The following is a 14,640-nucleotide window of genomic DNA, read 5'->3' as shown; positions in this document are numbered from 1 at the left end:
TGAACTGATGCCGCCTCCCTAACAAGGCGTTCGAGCAGCTTTTTCGATGATCGGGTATGCTGAAGGCGCTTTGGGGCTGGACTTGAATCGATTCTCGGGCATTAGCGATTGGCATTGCCGATCTTCCAGCGATGGAGAGGATTCCGATGAAGGTGCTGGTGCCGGTCAAGCGGGTGCTTGACTATAATGTGAAGCCCCGCGTGAAGGCGGATGGGACGGGGGTCGACCTCGCCAACGTCAAGATGAGCATGAACCCGTTCGACGAGATCGCCATCGAAGAGGCGGTGCGTCTGAAGGAGAAGGGCGTCGCCACCGAAGTGGTCGTCGTCACGATCGGCGTGCCCAAGGCCGAGACCGATGTTTTGCTCACTGCGCGCGCGATGGGCGCCGACCGCGGCATCCTGATCCAGACCGACGACGAGATCGAGCCGCTGGCAGTCGCCAAGCTGCTCGCCAAGGTGGCGCAAGAGGAGCAGCCCGGGCTGATCATCCTCGGCAAGCAGGCGATCGACGACGATTCGAACCAGACCGGCCAGATGCTCGCCGCCTTGCTCGGCTGGGCGCAGGGCACTTTCGCCTCGAAGGTCGAAGTCGAAGGCGATCGGGTCAAGGTCACCCGCGAAGTCGATGGCGGGCTCGAGACCGTGGATCTCAAGCTGCCGGCGATCGTCACTACCGATCTCCGCCTCAACGAGCCGCGTTACGCCACCTTGCCCAACATCATGAAGGCCAAGTCCAAGCCGATCGCGAAGAAGACCGTCGCCGATTACGGCGTCGACGCGACGCCGCGGCTCAAGACGCTTCGGGTGGTCGAGCCCGGCAAGCGCCAGGCGGGCGTCAAGGTCGGCAGCGTCGACGAACTGGTCGAGCGCCTCAAGGGTCTGGGAGTCGCGAAATGAAGACGTTGGTCTGGGTCGAACACGACAACAAGCACGTCAAGGACGCGACGCTCGCCACGGTCACCGCCGCGTCGAAGCTCGGTGAAGTCCATCTCCTCGTCGCCGGTTCGGGTGCCGCGGGCGTGGCGGACGAAGCCGCGAAGATCGCCGGCGTCGGCAAGGTCCATCTCGCCGACGATGCCGCGTTCGAACACGCGCTCGCCGAGAATGTCGCGCCGCTGATCGTCACCCTGATGGAGAGCCATGACGCAATCCTCTTCCCGTCGACCACCACGGGCAAGAACATCGCGCCGCGCGTCGCCGCCTTGCTCGACGTGATGCAGATTTCCGACATCCTCTCGGTCGAGAGCCCGGACACCTTCACGCGGCCGATCTATGCCGGCAATGCGATCGCCACGGTGCAGACCAGCGACAAGAAGCTGGTGATCACCGTGCGCGGCACGGCGTTCGAAAAGGCCGCGACCAGCGGCGGCAGCGGCACCGTCGAGGCAGTAGGCGGCAGCGGCGATGCGGGTCTCTCGACTTTCGCCGGCGCCGAGATCGCCGAATCGACTCGCCCTGAGCTGACCGCCGCCAAGGTGATCGTCTCGGGCGGCCGCGCGCTGCAGAACAGCGAGAACTTCCATGCGCTCATCGAGCCGCTCGCCGACAAGCTCGGCGCCGCGGTCGGCGCCTCGCGCGCAGCGGTCGACGCGGGCTATGTGCCCAACGACTATCAGGTCGGCCAGACCGGCAAGATCGTCGCCCCTGAAGTCTATATCGCAATCGGCATCTCGGGCGCGATCCAGCATCTGGCGGGTATGAAGGATTCGAAGACGATCATCGCGATCAACAAGGACGAGGACGCCCCGATCTTCCAGGTCGCGGACATCGGCCTCGTCGGCGACCTGTTCAAGATCGTCCCGGAGCTCACCGAAAAGCTTTGAGCTTGCGGCTCGACTTCAAAGCACATGGGGCGGCCCGCCTGCACGGCGCGGCCGCCCCTTTTCTGTCCGCACTCGAGGCGCTCGCCGCGGCCGCGCCGCAGGATCAGGCCGGTGTGCGGCTGCATGGCGTACACCGGCCTCACCAAGCTTCTCGCCCTGCCTCTGCTCGGCGCGGGCGCGGCCGAGCGGCTCGGTCACCGTGCGCGGCCCGTGCGCGCAATTCTGTTCGACAAGAGCTCGGCAACCAATTGGTCGCTCGGTTGGCATCAGGATCGTACCATCGCGGTCAGGGCGCGCGCCGACGTGCCCGGCTACGGGCCTTGGTCGATCAAGGCGGGAATGCAGCATGTCGAGCCGCCCTTTTCGCTGATCGAGCGAATGGTGACGATCCGTATTCATCTCGATCCGGTTCCCCACGACAATGCGCCGTTGCTCGTCGCGCCGGGATCGCACCGCTTCGGCAGGGTCGCAGACCCGGCACTGGCCGAAATCGTCGCGCGCTGCGGCACCGCGATTTGTCTCGCCGACCGGGGGGATGTCTGGATCTATGCGACGCCGATTCTTCATGCCTCCGCGGCGGCGGCTCGGGGCGGGCACCGGCGTGTATTGCAGGTAGATTTCTCGGCCGATCGGCTGCCGTTCGAGCTGGAGTGGCTTGGGATCTGATCCATTAGTCCCTATGCTCGTTCGCCTACGGACAGGAGCACAGGATGCGCGGAACGTTGCTAGTGATTTGCGGACTCGCCATCGTGGCGATCAACGGTACCGCGCAAGCCCAGGCGAAGGACTTTCGTTGCCGCGCCGGGGCTGGACGCTCCGAAGCCGTGACGCTCGGGAAGGTCGCTGCGCGGGGCCGCATCGCAGGCGACATCTCAGTGTCCAGTATGTCCATGCATGTGAAGTACGCCACGTTCGGTGGGGCCAATTTCGCTGCTGCGGATGGGAGCTGGACGGCACGATTGGACGTCATCGGCTCCGCGAGATCCCAGAGGAATTTGCTACTTGCCCGATTACGGGTTCTGCGTAGCGGCAAAGAGCAAACCTATTCGCTTGGCGATCTGGGAATCGGCGTGACCGTTCCCTTCTCGCTGACCGTCGCCGACGGCAAGGTGACGGCCACGCTGGGCAAGAAGACCGCGGAAGCCGATATTCCGGTCGCGCCCTCGACTGCGAAGATTGCCTGCTCCACTGGCGAGGTGACGTTCGCCGACGTTGAACTGACCCAATAGCTTCCCCGCGCGCTGCATTCATATGTGCAGCGCCGGTTGGTTGACGCGTCCGCAGCATGACCACTTGGGGCCGATGCACGCCCCGCTCCTCGCACTCACCCCGCCGCGCTCGTCCATTTCGCGCTGGCGATGGGCGGGTTCGCGATCGGTACCACCGAATTCGCGACGATGAGCCTCGTTCCCTATTTCGCGCGGGGGCTGAGGATCGACGAGCCGGCCGCGGGGCATGTGATCAGCGCTTATGCGCTCGGCGTGGTGGTCGGCGCGCCTTTGCTCGCGGTGCTGGGCGCCAGGATGGCGCGGCGGACGCTGCTGATCGTGCTGATGGCCAGCTTCGGACTGTTCAACGGGCTGAGCGCGCTTGCGCTGACCTATGACTGGATGCTGGTCTTCCGCTTTCTGAGCGGGCTGCCCCACGGGGCCTACTTCGGGATCGCCGCGCATTTCCGGTCGCTCTGCCTCGCAGTGTTCGCGATCGGCTTTGCCGGGGCGCTCGGCGCGATCCTCCAGACGCGGCTGATGGACGTCGTCGGCGACGCGCAGGGGCTGGCGGCGTCGCTCAACCATTCGGCGTTCGACACTGCCAATGCGCTCGGGACCTGGCTCGGCGGGCTGGCGATCGCCGCCGGCTGGGGCTGGACCTCGACTGGCTATGTCGCCGCCGGTCTCGCGTTGGGCGGGTTCGTGGTCTGGTGCGTCGCGATGCTGGCCGAACGCCGCGCGCTCAGGACCCCCGCCGTCTTACGATCAGCCTGAGCGCCAGCATGCGCCGCGGCGGCGCGAATCGCAGCACCAGATAGCCGGCAACCGCCGACAGCAAGGATCCGCCGAGCACCCCGATCTTGACCTCGTCGGTGAGCGCGGCGTCGCCTGCAAAAGCCAACCCGCCGATGAACAGGCTCATCGTGAAGCCGATCCCGGCGAGCAGCGACACGCCATAAATTTGCGGCCAGCTCGACCAGCCCGGCTTCGGCGCGAACCCGGTGCGGTGCGCGATCCAGACACTGCCGAAGATGCCCAACTGCTTGCCGACGAACAATCCCAGCGCGATGCCGAGTGGTAGCGGCGCGAGCAGCACCGCAGGTGTCACGCCCGCGAGCGAGACGCCGGCATTGGCGAAGCCGAATAGCGGGACGACGAGGAACGCCGACCAGGGGTGGAGCGCATGCTCGAGCCGGTGGAGCGGCGATTCGCCATCGCGCGCGCCGATCGGGATGGTCAGCGCCGCCGCAACGCCGGCGACCGTGGCGTGCACGCCCGAACGGAACACGAAGACCCACAGCAACATCGCGAGCAACAGATAGGGCGAGAGCCGCCGCACCCCGCGCCGATTGAGCAGGACCATCGTCAGCAACACCGCCGCCGCAAAGGCCAGCGCGACGAGGTCGAGCCCGGCGGTGTAGAACAAGGCGATGATCGCCACCGCGCCGAGATCGTCGACGATCGCGACGGTGGTGAGGAACAGCTTGAGCGAGGTCGGCGCGCGCTTGCCGAGGATCGCGAGCACGCCGATCGCAAAGGCGATGTCGGTCGCCGCGGGGATCGCCCAGCCCTGGACGAGCCGCGGCTGGCTCCCCGCAACCAGCAGATAGAGCAAAGCAGGTGCCGCCATCCCCGCCGCCGCGGCGAGCACCGGTAGCCGCCGCCGCTCCCAGCTCGCCAGCCGCCCCGCCACGAACTCGCGCTTGATCTCGAGCCCGACGAGCAGGAAGAACAAAGCCATCGCAGCGTCGTTGATCCACAGATGCACTGTCATCGGCCCGAATTTCGGGCTGATCACCGGGCCGGTCTCGACATGCAGCGCGTGGAAATAAGCGACCGACCAGCCGGGCAGATTGGCGACCAGCATCGCGCACGCCGCCGCTGCCATCAGCACGATTCCGCCCGCTGCCTCGCTGTGCAGGAAGTCGCGAGTCGCCGAGCGGACGCGGTGGATCATGCCCTTGCGAGCGCCTCGGAAATCAGCTTGCGGCTGTTAGCGATCCCGTACAGCGCAATGAAGCTGCCCATCCGCGGCCCCTGCTCCGAGCCGAGCAAGGTTTCGTAGAGCGCCTTGAACCAGTCGCGTAGATTCTCGAACCCGCCGGTCTTGCCGATCTCGTAGACGACATTCTGGATGTCCTCGGCCGGAGCATCGGCAGGCAGCGCCGCCAGCTCGGCATCGAGCCGTTTCAGCGCGTCGACCTCGACTCCCTCGGGCGCGCGCTTGTTCAGCGTCGGCGTCACGAAATCGCGCGCATAAGCCAGCGCATAGCCGATCAGCGAGTCGAGCGCGGGATAGGTCTCCGGTGTCGCGTCGGGAACGTAATTGGCGAGATAGCCCCAGACCTGCTCCTTGCTCGCCTCGCCCATCACCCCGACGAGGTTGAGCAGCAGCCCGAAAGTCACGGGCAAAGTCTCGCCGGGCGGTGGGCCATTGTGGATATGGTGGACCGGATTGCCGAGCTTCTGCGCGATCGGCTGCTCGGCGTAATTGGCGCGGAACTGCCAATAATCGTCCACCGCGCGCGGAATCAGCCCGAGATGCAGCGCCTTGGCCTTTTTCGGCTCGCGATAGATGTAGAAAGCGAGACTCTCGTCGGGGCCATAGGTCAGCCATTGGTCGAGGCTGAGCCCATTACCCTTCGACTTCGAGATCTTCTCGCCCTTCTCGTCGAGGAACATCTCGTAATTGAAGCCCTCGGGCGGCCTGCCGCCGAGCACCCGCGCGATCTTCGACGACTGGATCACCGAGTCGATCAGATCCTTGCCCGCCATCTCGTAATCGACGCCCAAAGCGACCCAGCGCATCGCCCAATCGACTTTCCACTGGAGCTTGGCCCGGCCGCCGAGGATCGATTGCTCGATGCGCTCACCCTCATCCTCGAACGCGATCATGCCCGTCTCGGCGTCGAGCACTTCGATCGGCACCTGCAGCACCACGCCGGACTTCGGGCTGACCGGCAGCACCGGCGAATAAGTCGCCTGGCGCTCTTTGCGCAGCGTCGGCAGCATCACGTCCATGATGCCCTGATAGTGGCGCAGTACGTTCTTCAGCGCGTCGTCGAAAATGCCGCCGGCATAATAATCGGTCGACGAGACGAACTCGTACTCGAAGCCGAAGCGATCGAGGAATTCGCGGAGCAACGCGTTGTTGTGCGCGGCGAAGCTCTCATGCGTGCCGAAAGGATCGGGGATGCGCGTCAGCGGCTTGCCGAGATGCGCGGTCAGCATCTCCTTGTTGGGGACGTTGTCGGGGACTTTCCGAAGCCCGTCCATATCGTCGCTGAACGCGATCAGCCGCGTCGGAATGTCGCTCAGCGCCTCAAACGCGCGACGCACCATCGTCGTGCGCAGCACTTCGTTGAAGGTGCCGATATGCGGCAGCCCCGACGGGCCATAGCCGGTCTCGAACAGCACATGCCCTTTTGCCGGCGCACCGTCGGGATAGCGCTTGAGTAGTTTCCGGGCCTCTTCATAGGGCCAGGCCTTGGATTCGAGCGCGGCTGCGCGGAGCGTCTGCTTGTCGGTCATACCGGCCGCGTCTAGCGAAGCGCAGCGGCCGGTGCCACCCCAGCGCCTCGTCGAGCCGCTGGAGCGCACCACGGCAGGTATGTCGTCAGGCGATGCTCAGCCCGACATCGACATTGCCCCGCGTCGCGTTCGAATAGGGGCAGATCTGGTGCGCCGCCGCGACCAGCTTCTCGGCATCGTCGCGATCGACTCCGGGCAGGCTGACTTCGAGATCGGCAGTGATGCCGAACCCGCCCGCCGCACGGGGGCCGATGCCGACGGTAGCGGTCACCGTCGTCTCGACGGGCACCTTGAGCTTGAGCTGTTGCCCGGCGACCTTGAGCGCGCCGATGAAGCAGGCCGAATAGCCCGCCGCGAACAGCTGCTCGGGATTGGTGCCGTCGCCGCCTGCGCCGCCCAGTTCCTTCGGCGTCGAAAGCCTGGCGACGAAACGGCCGTCCTCGGAACGGGCCTCGCCGTCGCGGCCGCCGGTGGAGGTGGCGCGGGTGCGGTACTTCACGTCTACGGACATCGTCGGACTCCTTTTGTGCCTGCGATAATCATTATCGCGATACATGTCTATTATGCGTGCGAATCGCCCTTGTCCAGCACATTCTGTATCGCGATATATATTTCTCTGATATCGGCTCCGATCGAAGGAGAATGTCCGTGCCCGCCGCCCTTCCGCTCGACGACCAGCTCTGCTTCTCGCTCTACGCGACGAGCATGGCGATCAATCGTGCCTATAAGCCGATGCTCGACCAGCTCGGCATCACCTATCCGCAATATCTGGTGCTTCATGCGTTGTGGGAGCAGGACGGCCGAACCGTCGGCGCGATCGCCGAACGGCTCGCGCTCGAATCAAGCACGGTGACGCCACTGGTGAAGCGGTTGGAAGCGGCGGGCTTCGTCACGCGCGAACGCAATCCGGACGATGAGCGTCAGGTCCGGGTGGGACTCACCGAACGCGGCTCGGCGATGCGCGAACAATCCGGCTGCCTCGCCGAAGCGCTGCTCGAGCGCGCGGGGATGAGCGGCGAGCAGCTTGGAGCGCTCAACCACCAGGTCCAGGCGCTCTGGCACGCGCTCCGGACGCCACGGGAATGAATCGATACCCGGTCCACAGGGGCCCGGAACCGAAATTCCTCGCTTTCAATGTAGGATTTCGTCTGGGATAGGCTCGTCGATGCGCGAGTCGCCACCTCCCGATACGCCCGGCGCCGAGGACGAACTCCCCGATTTCACCCCCGTGCCGCTCACCCGCCATCGCCACGACGGCTGGACGCCCGAGCGCCAGCGCGGCTTCATCGCCGCGCTTGCGGAAACCGGGGTGGTCGCGCAGGCGGCGCGCTCGGTGGGGATGAGCGCGGCTTCCGCCTATAATCTGCGCCGCCGTCCGCGTGCCGAAAGCTTCGCGCTCGCCTGGTACATGGTCGAGGACGAAGCCCGCGAGCGCGCGCTCGCTTTCGTGATCGATCAGGTGACGCACGGCTCGACACGGCCGCGTTTCTATCGCGGCAAGTTCGTCGGGACGATCCACAGCTTCGAAACCCGTATCGCGCTGGCCGCGGTGCGCGCCGCGTTCACGGTGCCGCCGCGGCGCGTCGTGCCGACGGGCAAAGTTGACGAATGACTCACGAGTCCGCAACTTTGCCGTGCTTGACTCGCGAATTCGGCTGGCGATGCGGAACGAAAAGCGTACAGGCTGATCCGCCGATGACGCCGCCTCTGCCCTATCCCGCGCTCCATGCCAGCCATGGCGGCATCTGGATCGCCACCGCGGAGGAAACCCGCGCGGTCAGCCGGGGCGAGGCGATCCGGTTCGCTGCCGATACGCCGATTCTCCTGCTCAATGCGCCGCTGGTGGGGCAACGGCTCGGTCATCCCGAGCTCAACGGGCTCGATCTGCTGGAATTGTTCGCCTTTCTCCATCCCGCGCGCTTCATGGTGCCGACGCCCAAAGGCCTCGCCCGGGCGGCGGGGATCGACATGCCGGCGAACGATAGGGATGTCGCCGCTTTCCTGCGCGACGCCGCCGCGGCTTTGCTCGCGGTGCCTGCCGGGCAATGGGCGGAGCGCGAAGGTGCGTGGAATTCGCTCCAGTCGCTGTTCCGGTTGCGCTGGCCTTGGGCACCGGCACTGAGCGCGGCGGTGGCCAAGCCGGCGCAGGCCGAGCGCTGGCCATTCTCGAAGCTGCCCGAATGGGAAGAACGCCCGCCCCGGCCGACGCCGCGCACTGTCACCCTGCCCGACGCCGACATCGCCGAACGGCTCGCGCGGCTCACCGGCAGCGGTGCCGAGCAGCGGCTGGGGCAGCGCGATTATGCCGTCGCCGCCGCGGCTGCCTTCGCGCCGCGTGCGGTGCGCGATTCGCCCAATCTGGTGCTCGCCGAGGCGGGTACCGGGATCGGCAAGACGCTGGGTTATCTCGCCCCAGCGTCGCTCTGGGCCGAACGCGCCGAGGGGCCGGTCTGGGTATCGACCTTCACCAAGGCGCTGCAACGCCAGCTCGCGCACGAAGGCGAACGGCTGTTCGCCGATCCCGAGACCCGCAAGCGGCGGATCGTCACGCGCAAGGGGCGTGAGAATTATCTCTGCCTGCTCAATCTCGAGGATGCGCTGCAGGGCGGGTTCGCCGGCCGCGCGGCGATCCTCGCGCAATTGGTGGCGCGCTGGGCGGCGTACAGCGCCGATGGCGACATGATCGGTGGCGACTTGCCCGGTTGGCTGCCCACCTTGTTCCGCCGCAACGGCTCGACAGCGCTGACTGATCGGCGCGGCGAATGCATCTATGCTGGCTGCCCGCATTACCGGAAATGCTTCATCGAGCGCGCCGCGCGGGCGAGTGCCGAGGCCGACATCGTCATCGCGAACCACGCATTGGTGATGGTCAATGCCGCGCGCGGCCGCGAGTCGGCGACCCGGCCGACGCGCTATGTGTTCGACGAGGGACATCATTTGTTCGATGCCGCCGATGCGATGTTCTCGGCGGCGCTCACCGGGCAGGAGGCGATCGAGATCCGCCGCTGGATCACCGGTCCCGAATCGGGGTCGCGCGGGCGGCGGCGCGGATTGGCGGCGCGCCTCTCCGACGTCGCGAGCTATGACGAGGAAGGCGGCCTGGCGATCGGCGAGGCAGTCGATGCCGCTCGCGCGCTGCCCAGCGACGGCTGGCTTCAGCGGCTGAATGAGGGGGAGCCCTTCGGCCCGGTCGAAGCGTTGCTCGCCACGGTGCGCGGGCTGGTCTATGCGCGCGACGTCAACGGATCGGGCGATGCCGGCTACGGCCTCGAGACCGAGCTCGCCGAGCCCGACGGCGCATTGGTCGAGGCGGCGGGGCCGGCGGGCGCCGCGCTCGATGCGCTCGTCCGCCCTTTGGTGAAGCTCGGCCGCCGGCTCGAGGCGGTGCTCGCCGACGCGCCGGACTGGATGGACGGCCCGGCGCGCGCGCGGATCGAAGGCGCGATCGCCTCGCTCGGCTGGCGCGCCGAGACCGTCGGTGCGTGGCTCGCGCTGATCGCCCGGATCGGCGGGCCGGCGGATCCCGAATATGTCGATTGGCTGGCGGTCGATCGCGTCGAGGGGCGCGAATATGATGTCGGGCTCCACCGCCACTGGCTCGATCCCTCGAAGCCCTTCGCCAAAACGGTGCTCGAGCCGGCGCACGGCGCAGTGATCACCTCGGCGACGCTGCGTGCCGGCGGCGACTGGAATGTCGCTGAGGCGCGGTCGGGCGCGTCGCATCTGCTGCGTCCGGCGCAGCGCTTCGAGGCGATCAGCCCGTTCGACTATCCGGGGCAGGCCGAAGTGCTGATCGTCACCGACGTCAAACGTGGCGATCTGCCGGCGCTCGCCAATGCCTATGCCCGGCTGGTCGTCGCCGCGGACGGCGGCACGCTCGGGCTGTTCACTGCGATTCGCCGGCTGCGCGCGGTCCACGCGCGAATCGCCGACCGGCTGGCGCGCGAGGGGCTCCCGTTGCTCGCCCAGCATGTCGATCCGATCGACACGGGCACGCTCGTCGACATATTTCGCGACGATCCGCGCACGTCGCTGCTCGGCACCGATGCCCTCAGGGACGGCGTCGACGTCCCCGGCCATTCGCTGCGGCTGGTGGTGATGGAGGGTGTCCCCTGGCCCAAGCCAAGCGTGCTCCACGCGGCGCGGCGGCTTGCCGGCGGCGGCACGGCTTATGACGATCGCATCGTCCGCGCGCGGCTGGCGCAGGCGTTCGGCCGGTTGATTCGCCGCGCCGACGATCGCGGCACCTTCATATTGCTCTCAGCCGCCAGTCCCTCGCGTCTGCTCGACGCTTTTCCTCCGGGCACGCCGGTCGCGCGCGTGACGCTCGACGAGGCGGTGGTGCGGGTTCGGCTTTCCTTGGACGCGCGGTTGCGGCATGGAGCCCCCGCTACCGCCTGAGAGTTCGGGGACGCATGAAGACGCTCACGCTGCTGCGCCACGCCAAATCGGGCTGGGACGATCCCGTCGCGCGCGATTTCGATCGGCCGCTCAATCCCAAGGGCCAGCGCGCCGCGGCGATGGTCGGGCGCCATATGAAGTCGCTGGGGCTCGCCTTCGATCATGTCGTCGCCTCGCCGGCGGTGCGCGTGGTCGAGACGCTCGATCAGGTGAGCCACGGTTATGGCAGCGATCTCGCCCCCGCCTGGGATCAGCGGATCTATCTCGCCTCGGCCGCGACGCTTCTCGACGTGGTGCATGCTCTGCCCGCCGGCGCCGGGCACGTGTTGCTCGCCGGACACAATCCGGGGCTCGAGGAACTGGTGTTGCTGCTGGTGCCCGACGATGGCGGTGCCTTGCGCGACGAAGTGGAAGTGAAGTTCCCCACCGCGACGCTCGCCGAGATGACCTTCGCGGCGGATCATTGGGACGATGTCCGGGCGGGGGCCGCAATGCTCACCCGCTTCGTGCGTCCACGCGATCTCGATCCCGGCCTCGGTCCCGATACGCCCTAGCCGCCGTCTTCCTCGAGTGCCTTGACCAGCGCGTTGCGGACGGCACGAAACGCCTCGGCGCTGCTCCTGGGAGCAGACTTGCTTGCTTTCTCCTCGGCCAGCAGCTTCTGCACGCCGCGGATCGTATAGCCTTCGTCGGTGAGCAGGTGATGGATGCGGCGCACCAGTGCGACGTCGTCGGGGCGGTAATAGCGGCGGTTGCCGGCGCGGGTCAGCGGCCGCAATTGCGGGAACCGCGTCTCCCAATATCGCAATATATGCTGGGGACGGCCGATTTCCTGCGCAAGTTCGCCTATGGTGCGGAGGGCGCCGGGCGCCTTCTCCGCGGTCGGCATCCCGTCTCTCAGCTGCCTGCCACGATGCGGTCGCGCATCATCTGGCTGGCTCTGAAGGTGAGCACCCGGCGGGGTGCGATCGGCACTTCGACTCCGGTCTTGGGATTGCGGCCGACGCGTTCGCCCTTGTCGCGCAGGATGAAGCTGCCGAAGCCCGAGATCTTGACGTTCTCACCCTTCGAAAGGGCCTCGCACATATGCGTCAGGATCTGCTCGACGAGGCGGGCAGCATCGGCGCGCGACAGACCGACTTCGCGATGTAGCGATTCGGCCAAATCTGCCCTGGTCAGCGTGCCCGCAACCGGCATGTCGGCAAGTCCCCCAATTAATCCATGTTCAGATTTGATGGTATCAGATTGTCTTCACGTCGCAAACACAACATTCCGTTACGGAAACGAGTCGATACTCAATCTGACACATATCAGAAACGTACGACCGCTGCACCCCATGTAAATCCGCCGCCCATCGCTTCGAGGACGATGAGATCGCCTTGCTTGATTCGGCCGTCGCGGACCGCAGTGTCGAGCGCAAGCGGTACCGAGGCGGCGGAGGTGTTGGCGTGCTGGTCGACCGTCACCACCACCTTCCCGGGCGCGAGGCCCAATTTGCGGGCGGTGGCGTCGAGGATGCGGGCATTGGCCTGATGCGGGACCACCCAGTCCACCTCGTCCGACGACAGGCCTGCGGCTGCGAGCGATTCCGACATCACTGCCGCCAGATTGACCACGGCGTGGCGGAACACTTCGCGACCCTTCATCCGAAGCTTGCCGACGGTACCTGTGCTGGAAGGGCCGCCATCGACGTAGAGCAAGTCGTTATAGCGGCCGTCGGCGTGCAGTCGCGTCGCAAGGATGCCGCGGCCGCCCTGCTCCGCGCTTTCCTGCCCCTCGAGGACGATCGCACCGGCACCGTCGCCGAACAACACGCAGGTCGCGCGGTCTTCCCAGTCGAGGATGCGGCTGAAGGTCTCGGCGCCGATCACCAATGCGCGCTTGTGGGCGCCCGCGCGGATCATCGAATCGGCGACCTGCACCGCATAGAGGAAGCCCGAGCACACCGCGGCGACGTCGAACGCGACGCAATCGTTGATGCCGAGTGCGGTCTGGACGCGAGTCGCGCTGGCCGGGAAGGTCTGATCCGGGGTGGCGGTGGCGAGCACGATCAAGTCGATGCTGGTCGCTTCGATCCCCGCCGATTCGATCGCGGAGCGCGCCGCGGCGGTCGCCAGCGTGCTCGTCGTCTCGTCATCGCCGGCGATGTGGCGGAACCGGATTCCGGTGCGCTCGACGATCCATTCGTCGGTGGTGTCGACACGCTCCGCCAGTTCCGCATTGGAAACACGTCTCTTCGGCAGGAACGAGCCGGTACCGATAATCACCGAACGGAGTGTCACGCAGCCTTTGCCTCGAAATTCCCGAGATCCTCGGCGATTCGCCGATTGAGGTCGTCGCGCAGCATTTTCGCTGCGAAGCCGATGGCGGTATCTACGCCCACTTCGTTCGCGCTGCCATGGCTCTTAACGACGATGCCGTTGAGCCCGAGGAAGATAGCGCCATTGTGATTGTTGGGATCGAGATGGGTGCGCAGCAATTCTGTCGCCGGCCGCGAGATCAGAAAGCCGATCTTCGAGCGAGTCGAACTGGAGAAAGCGCGCTTGAGCAAATCCGCCACGAAGCGTGCGGTGCCTTCGATCGTCTTCAATGCGATATTGCCCGAAAAGCCGTCGCAGACGATCACGTCGACTTCGCCGCGCGACAGCTTATTGCCTTCGATGAACCCCTTGAAGTCGAGTCGAAGATGCGTCGCGGCGCGCAATTCGGCGGCCGCGTCGCGGATCTTGTCGGTCCCCTTCATCTCCTCGGTGCCGATATTGAGCAGCGCGACTCGGGGATTTTCGAGGTCGAGCGCGATTCGCGCATAAGCGGCGCCCATCACCGCGAACTGGATGAGATTTTGCGCATCGACTTCGGTGTTGGCGCCGAGATCGAGCATGACCGTATCATTCTCGCCCAGAGTCGGCATCAAGGCGGCGAGCGCGGGGCGATCGATGCCGGGCATGGTACGCAGCGACAGCTTGGCCATCGCCATCAACGCACCGGTATTGCCTGAGGAGACCGCGGCGCCGGCGCGGCCCTTCTTCACCATGTCGATGGCGATTCCCATCGACGTGGTCTTGGCGCGGCGGATCGCGGCGCTCGGCTTTTCGTGGGACGTGACGACGCCCGCCGCGTGGACGATCTCCGACGCGGCAGTGAGATTGGGATGACTGTTCAGACCCTCGCGGATCTGCGCCTCGTCGCCGACGAGGATGAATTCCATCCCCTCGAAGCGACGGCGCGCACGCGCCACCCCGGCAAGCATGACCGCGATCCCCTCGTCACCGCCCATGGCGTCGACGGCGATTCGCATGGAAGTGGTCATGCCGGCAGGTTTTCGGTGGCGTGCGTGGCTCAGCCCTCGGCGGAGACGATCTCGCGGCCATTATAATGGCCGCACGCCGCGCACAGATTGTGCGGACGCTTCAATTCGCCGCAGTTCGAGCATTCCTGGAACGCTGCGACGGTGAGCGAATCGTGCGACCGGCGCATGCCACGCCGTGACGGCGAGGTCTTTCTCTTGGGAACGGCCATCAGGCACCTTTACGAAGAAACACGTGAATCAGGTCGCGATACGCCCACGTCGGTGTCCGGGCAAGCGACGGTTGGAGCCGGCCGCCCGCCGGACCAACAGGGCAGGTCACGAAGCGAGGCCGCGCGTATACCGATTCTTGCCCGACTTGCAAG

Annotated in this window: 17 protein-coding genes; 9 read left to right on the top strand and 8 right to left on the bottom strand. The window is 66.3% G+C overall.

The window, feature by feature from the left end; all coding sequences use genetic code 11:
• Positions 1–146 precede the first annotated feature (146 nt).
• The 5 genes from CVN68_RS14895 (at position 147) to CVN68_RS14875 (ending at position 3,810) form a co-directional block, all read left to right on the top strand.
• The gene (locus CVN68_RS14895; protein ID WP_100282895.1) at positions 147–899 is read left to right on the top strand and encodes an electron transfer flavoprotein subunit beta/FixA family protein; all 753 of its coding nucleotides are present in this window, start codon (positions 147–149) and stop codon (positions 897–899) included.
• Positions 896–1,825: an electron transfer flavoprotein subunit alpha/FixB family protein gene (locus CVN68_RS14890; RefSeq protein ID WP_100282894.1), complete on the top strand. Its 930-nt coding sequence runs from the start codon at positions 896–898 to the stop codon at positions 1,823–1,825. Before CVN68_RS14895 ends, CVN68_RS14890 begins: the two co-directional genes overlap by 4 nt.
• Positions 1,826–1,849: 24 nt before the next feature.
• Positions 1,850–2,491 (top strand): phytanoyl-CoA dioxygenase family protein, encoded by a 642-nt coding sequence (locus CVN68_RS14885; protein WP_199560089.1) that lies wholly within the window; start codon positions 1,850–1,852, stop codon positions 2,489–2,491.
• Between the two features lie 44 nt (positions 2,492–2,535).
• Positions 2,536–3,054 (top strand): hypothetical protein, encoded by a 519-nt coding sequence (locus CVN68_RS14880; RefSeq protein WP_100282893.1) that lies wholly within the window; start codon positions 2,536–2,538, stop codon positions 3,052–3,054.
• Between the two features lie 129 nt (positions 3,055–3,183).
• On the top strand, positions 3,184–3,810 hold the full coding sequence (locus CVN68_RS14875; RefSeq protein ID WP_100282892.1) for an MFS transporter: 627 nt from the start codon (positions 3,184–3,186) through the stop codon (positions 3,808–3,810).
• Here CVN68_RS14875 and nhaA read toward each other — a convergent pair.
• From nhaA to CVN68_RS14860, 3 genes are all read right to left on the bottom strand, one after another.
• Positions 3,779–4,993, bottom strand: a complete 1,215-nt coding sequence (gene nhaA, locus CVN68_RS14870) for a Na+/H+ antiporter NhaA (RefSeq protein ID WP_100282891.1) — start codon at positions 4,991–4,993, stop codon at positions 3,779–3,781. The genes CVN68_RS14875 and nhaA overlap by 32 nt on opposite strands.
• Positions 4,990–6,567 carry a lysine--tRNA ligase gene (locus tag CVN68_RS14865; protein ID WP_100282890.1) on the bottom strand — a complete coding sequence of 526 codons (1,578 nt, stop codon included), beginning with the start codon at positions 6,565–6,567 and terminating at the stop codon, positions 4,990–4,992. The genes nhaA and CVN68_RS14865 overlap by 4 nt, the downstream gene beginning before the upstream one ends.
• A gap of 85 nt (positions 6,568–6,652) precedes the next feature.
• Entirely contained in the window at positions 6,653–7,078 is a 426-nt protein-coding gene (locus CVN68_RS14860) for an organic hydroperoxide resistance protein (protein WP_100284433.1), read from the bottom strand.
• A gap of 137 nt (positions 7,079–7,215) precedes the next feature.
• Between CVN68_RS14860 and CVN68_RS14855 the strand changes: the two genes are divergently transcribed.
• The 4 genes from CVN68_RS14855 (at position 7,216) to CVN68_RS14840 (ending at position 11,522) form a co-directional block, all read left to right on the top strand.
• The gene (locus CVN68_RS14855; protein ID WP_100284432.1) at positions 7,216–7,653 is read left to right on the top strand and encodes a MarR family winged helix-turn-helix transcriptional regulator; all 438 of its coding nucleotides are present in this window, start codon (positions 7,216–7,218) and stop codon (positions 7,651–7,653) included.
• Positions 7,654–7,732: 79 nt separating this feature from the next.
• Entirely contained in the window at positions 7,733–8,179 is a 447-nt protein-coding gene (locus CVN68_RS24040) for a hypothetical protein (RefSeq protein WP_233503371.1), read from the top strand.
• A gap of 83 nt (positions 8,180–8,262) precedes the next feature.
• Positions 8,263–10,968 (top strand): ATP-dependent DNA helicase, encoded by a 2,706-nt coding sequence (locus CVN68_RS14845; RefSeq protein ID WP_100282889.1) that lies wholly within the window; start codon positions 8,263–8,265, stop codon positions 10,966–10,968.
• 14 nt (positions 10,969–10,982) lie between these two features.
• Positions 10,983–11,522 (top strand): SixA phosphatase family protein, encoded by a 540-nt coding sequence (locus CVN68_RS14840; protein WP_100282888.1) that lies wholly within the window; start codon positions 10,983–10,985, stop codon positions 11,520–11,522.
• On the opposite strand, the gene CVN68_RS14835 is transcribed toward CVN68_RS14840, so the two are convergent.
• From CVN68_RS14835 to rpmF, 5 genes are all read right to left on the bottom strand, one after another.
• Positions 11,519–11,857, bottom strand: coding sequence for a MerR family transcriptional regulator (locus CVN68_RS14835; RefSeq protein ID WP_100282887.1), 339 nt, complete (start codon positions 11,855–11,857; stop codon positions 11,519–11,521). The genes CVN68_RS14840 and CVN68_RS14835 overlap by 4 nt on opposite strands.
• An 8-nt stretch (positions 11,858–11,865) precedes the next feature.
• Complete coding sequence (locus tag CVN68_RS14830) at positions 11,866–12,165, bottom strand: integration host factor subunit alpha (protein ID WP_100282886.1); 300 nt, start codon at positions 12,163–12,165, stop codon at positions 11,866–11,868.
• 113 nt (positions 12,166–12,278) lie between these two features.
• Positions 12,279–13,250, bottom strand: coding sequence for a beta-ketoacyl-ACP synthase III (locus CVN68_RS14825; protein WP_100282885.1), 972 nt, complete (start codon positions 13,248–13,250; stop codon positions 12,279–12,281).
• Positions 13,247–14,278: a phosphate acyltransferase PlsX gene (plsX, locus tag CVN68_RS14820; RefSeq protein WP_100282884.1), complete on the bottom strand. Its 1,032-nt coding sequence runs from the start codon at positions 14,276–14,278 to the stop codon at positions 13,247–13,249. The genes CVN68_RS14825 and plsX overlap by 4 nt, the downstream gene beginning before the upstream one ends.
• A 29-nt stretch (positions 14,279–14,307) precedes the next feature.
• A complete protein-coding gene (gene rpmF, locus CVN68_RS14815) occupies positions 14,308–14,487 on the bottom strand; it encodes a 50S ribosomal protein L32 (RefSeq protein ID WP_100282883.1) in 180 nt (59 codons plus the stop codon).
• Positions 14,488–14,640: the final 153 nt, after the last annotated feature.

Source organism: Sphingomonas psychrotolerans, from assembly GCF_002796605.1.
GTDB lineage: Bacteria > Pseudomonadota > Alphaproteobacteria > Sphingomonadales > Sphingomonadaceae > Sphingomonas > Sphingomonas psychrotolerans.
Note: the sequence above shows the minus strand (reverse complement) of the source record. Positions and strands in the feature narration are given on the sequence as shown.

Bases quoted from the DNA above. Each gene is read 5' to 3' on its own strand.
- CVN68_RS14860 (WP_100284433.1), bottom strand. From the start codon at position 7,078: ATGTCCGTAGACGTGAAGTACCGCACCCGCGCCACCTCCACCGGCGGC.
- CVN68_RS24040 (WP_233503371.1), top strand. From the start codon at position 7,733: ATGCGCGAGTCGCCACCTCCCGATACGCCCGGCGCCGAGGACGAACTC.
- CVN68_RS14845 (WP_100282889.1), top strand. From the start codon at position 8,263: ATGACGCCGCCTCTGCCCTATCCCGCGCTCCATGCCAGCCATGGCGGC.
- CVN68_RS14875 (WP_100282892.1), top strand. From the start codon at position 3,184: ATGGGCGGGTTCGCGATCGGTACCACCGAATTCGCGACGATGAGCCTC.
- CVN68_RS14835 (WP_100282887.1), bottom strand. From the start codon at position 11,857: ATGCCGACCGCGGAGAAGGCGCCCGGCGCCCTCCGCACCATAGGCGAA.
- CVN68_RS14865 (WP_100282890.1), bottom strand. From the start codon at position 6,567: ATGACCGACAAGCAGACGCTCCGCGCAGCCGCGCTCGAATCCAAGGCC.
- CVN68_RS14895 (WP_100282895.1), top strand. From the start codon at position 147: ATGAAGGTGCTGGTGCCGGTCAAGCGGGTGCTTGACTATAATGTGAAG.
- plsX (WP_100282884.1), bottom strand. From the start codon at position 14,278: ATGACCACTTCCATGCGAATCGCCGTCGACGCCATGGGCGGTGACGAG.
- rpmF (WP_100282883.1), bottom strand. From the start codon at position 14,487: ATGGCCGTTCCCAAGAGAAAGACCTCGCCGTCACGGCGTGGCATGCGC.
- CVN68_RS14830 (WP_100282886.1), bottom strand. From the start codon at position 12,165: ATGCCGGTTGCGGGCACGCTGACCAGGGCAGATTTGGCCGAATCGCTA.
- nhaA (WP_100282891.1), bottom strand. From the start codon at position 4,993: ATGATCCACCGCGTCCGCTCGGCGACTCGCGACTTCCTGCACAGCGAG.
- CVN68_RS14890 (WP_100282894.1), top strand. From the start codon at position 896: ATGAAGACGTTGGTCTGGGTCGAACACGACAACAAGCACGTCAAGGAC.
- CVN68_RS14885 (WP_199560089.1), top strand. From the start codon at position 1,850: ATGGGGCGGCCCGCCTGCACGGCGCGGCCGCCCCTTTTCTGTCCGCAC.
- CVN68_RS14840 (WP_100282888.1), top strand. From the start codon at position 10,983: ATGAAGACGCTCACGCTGCTGCGCCACGCCAAATCGGGCTGGGACGAT.
- CVN68_RS14880 (WP_100282893.1), top strand. From the start codon at position 2,536: ATGCGCGGAACGTTGCTAGTGATTTGCGGACTCGCCATCGTGGCGATC.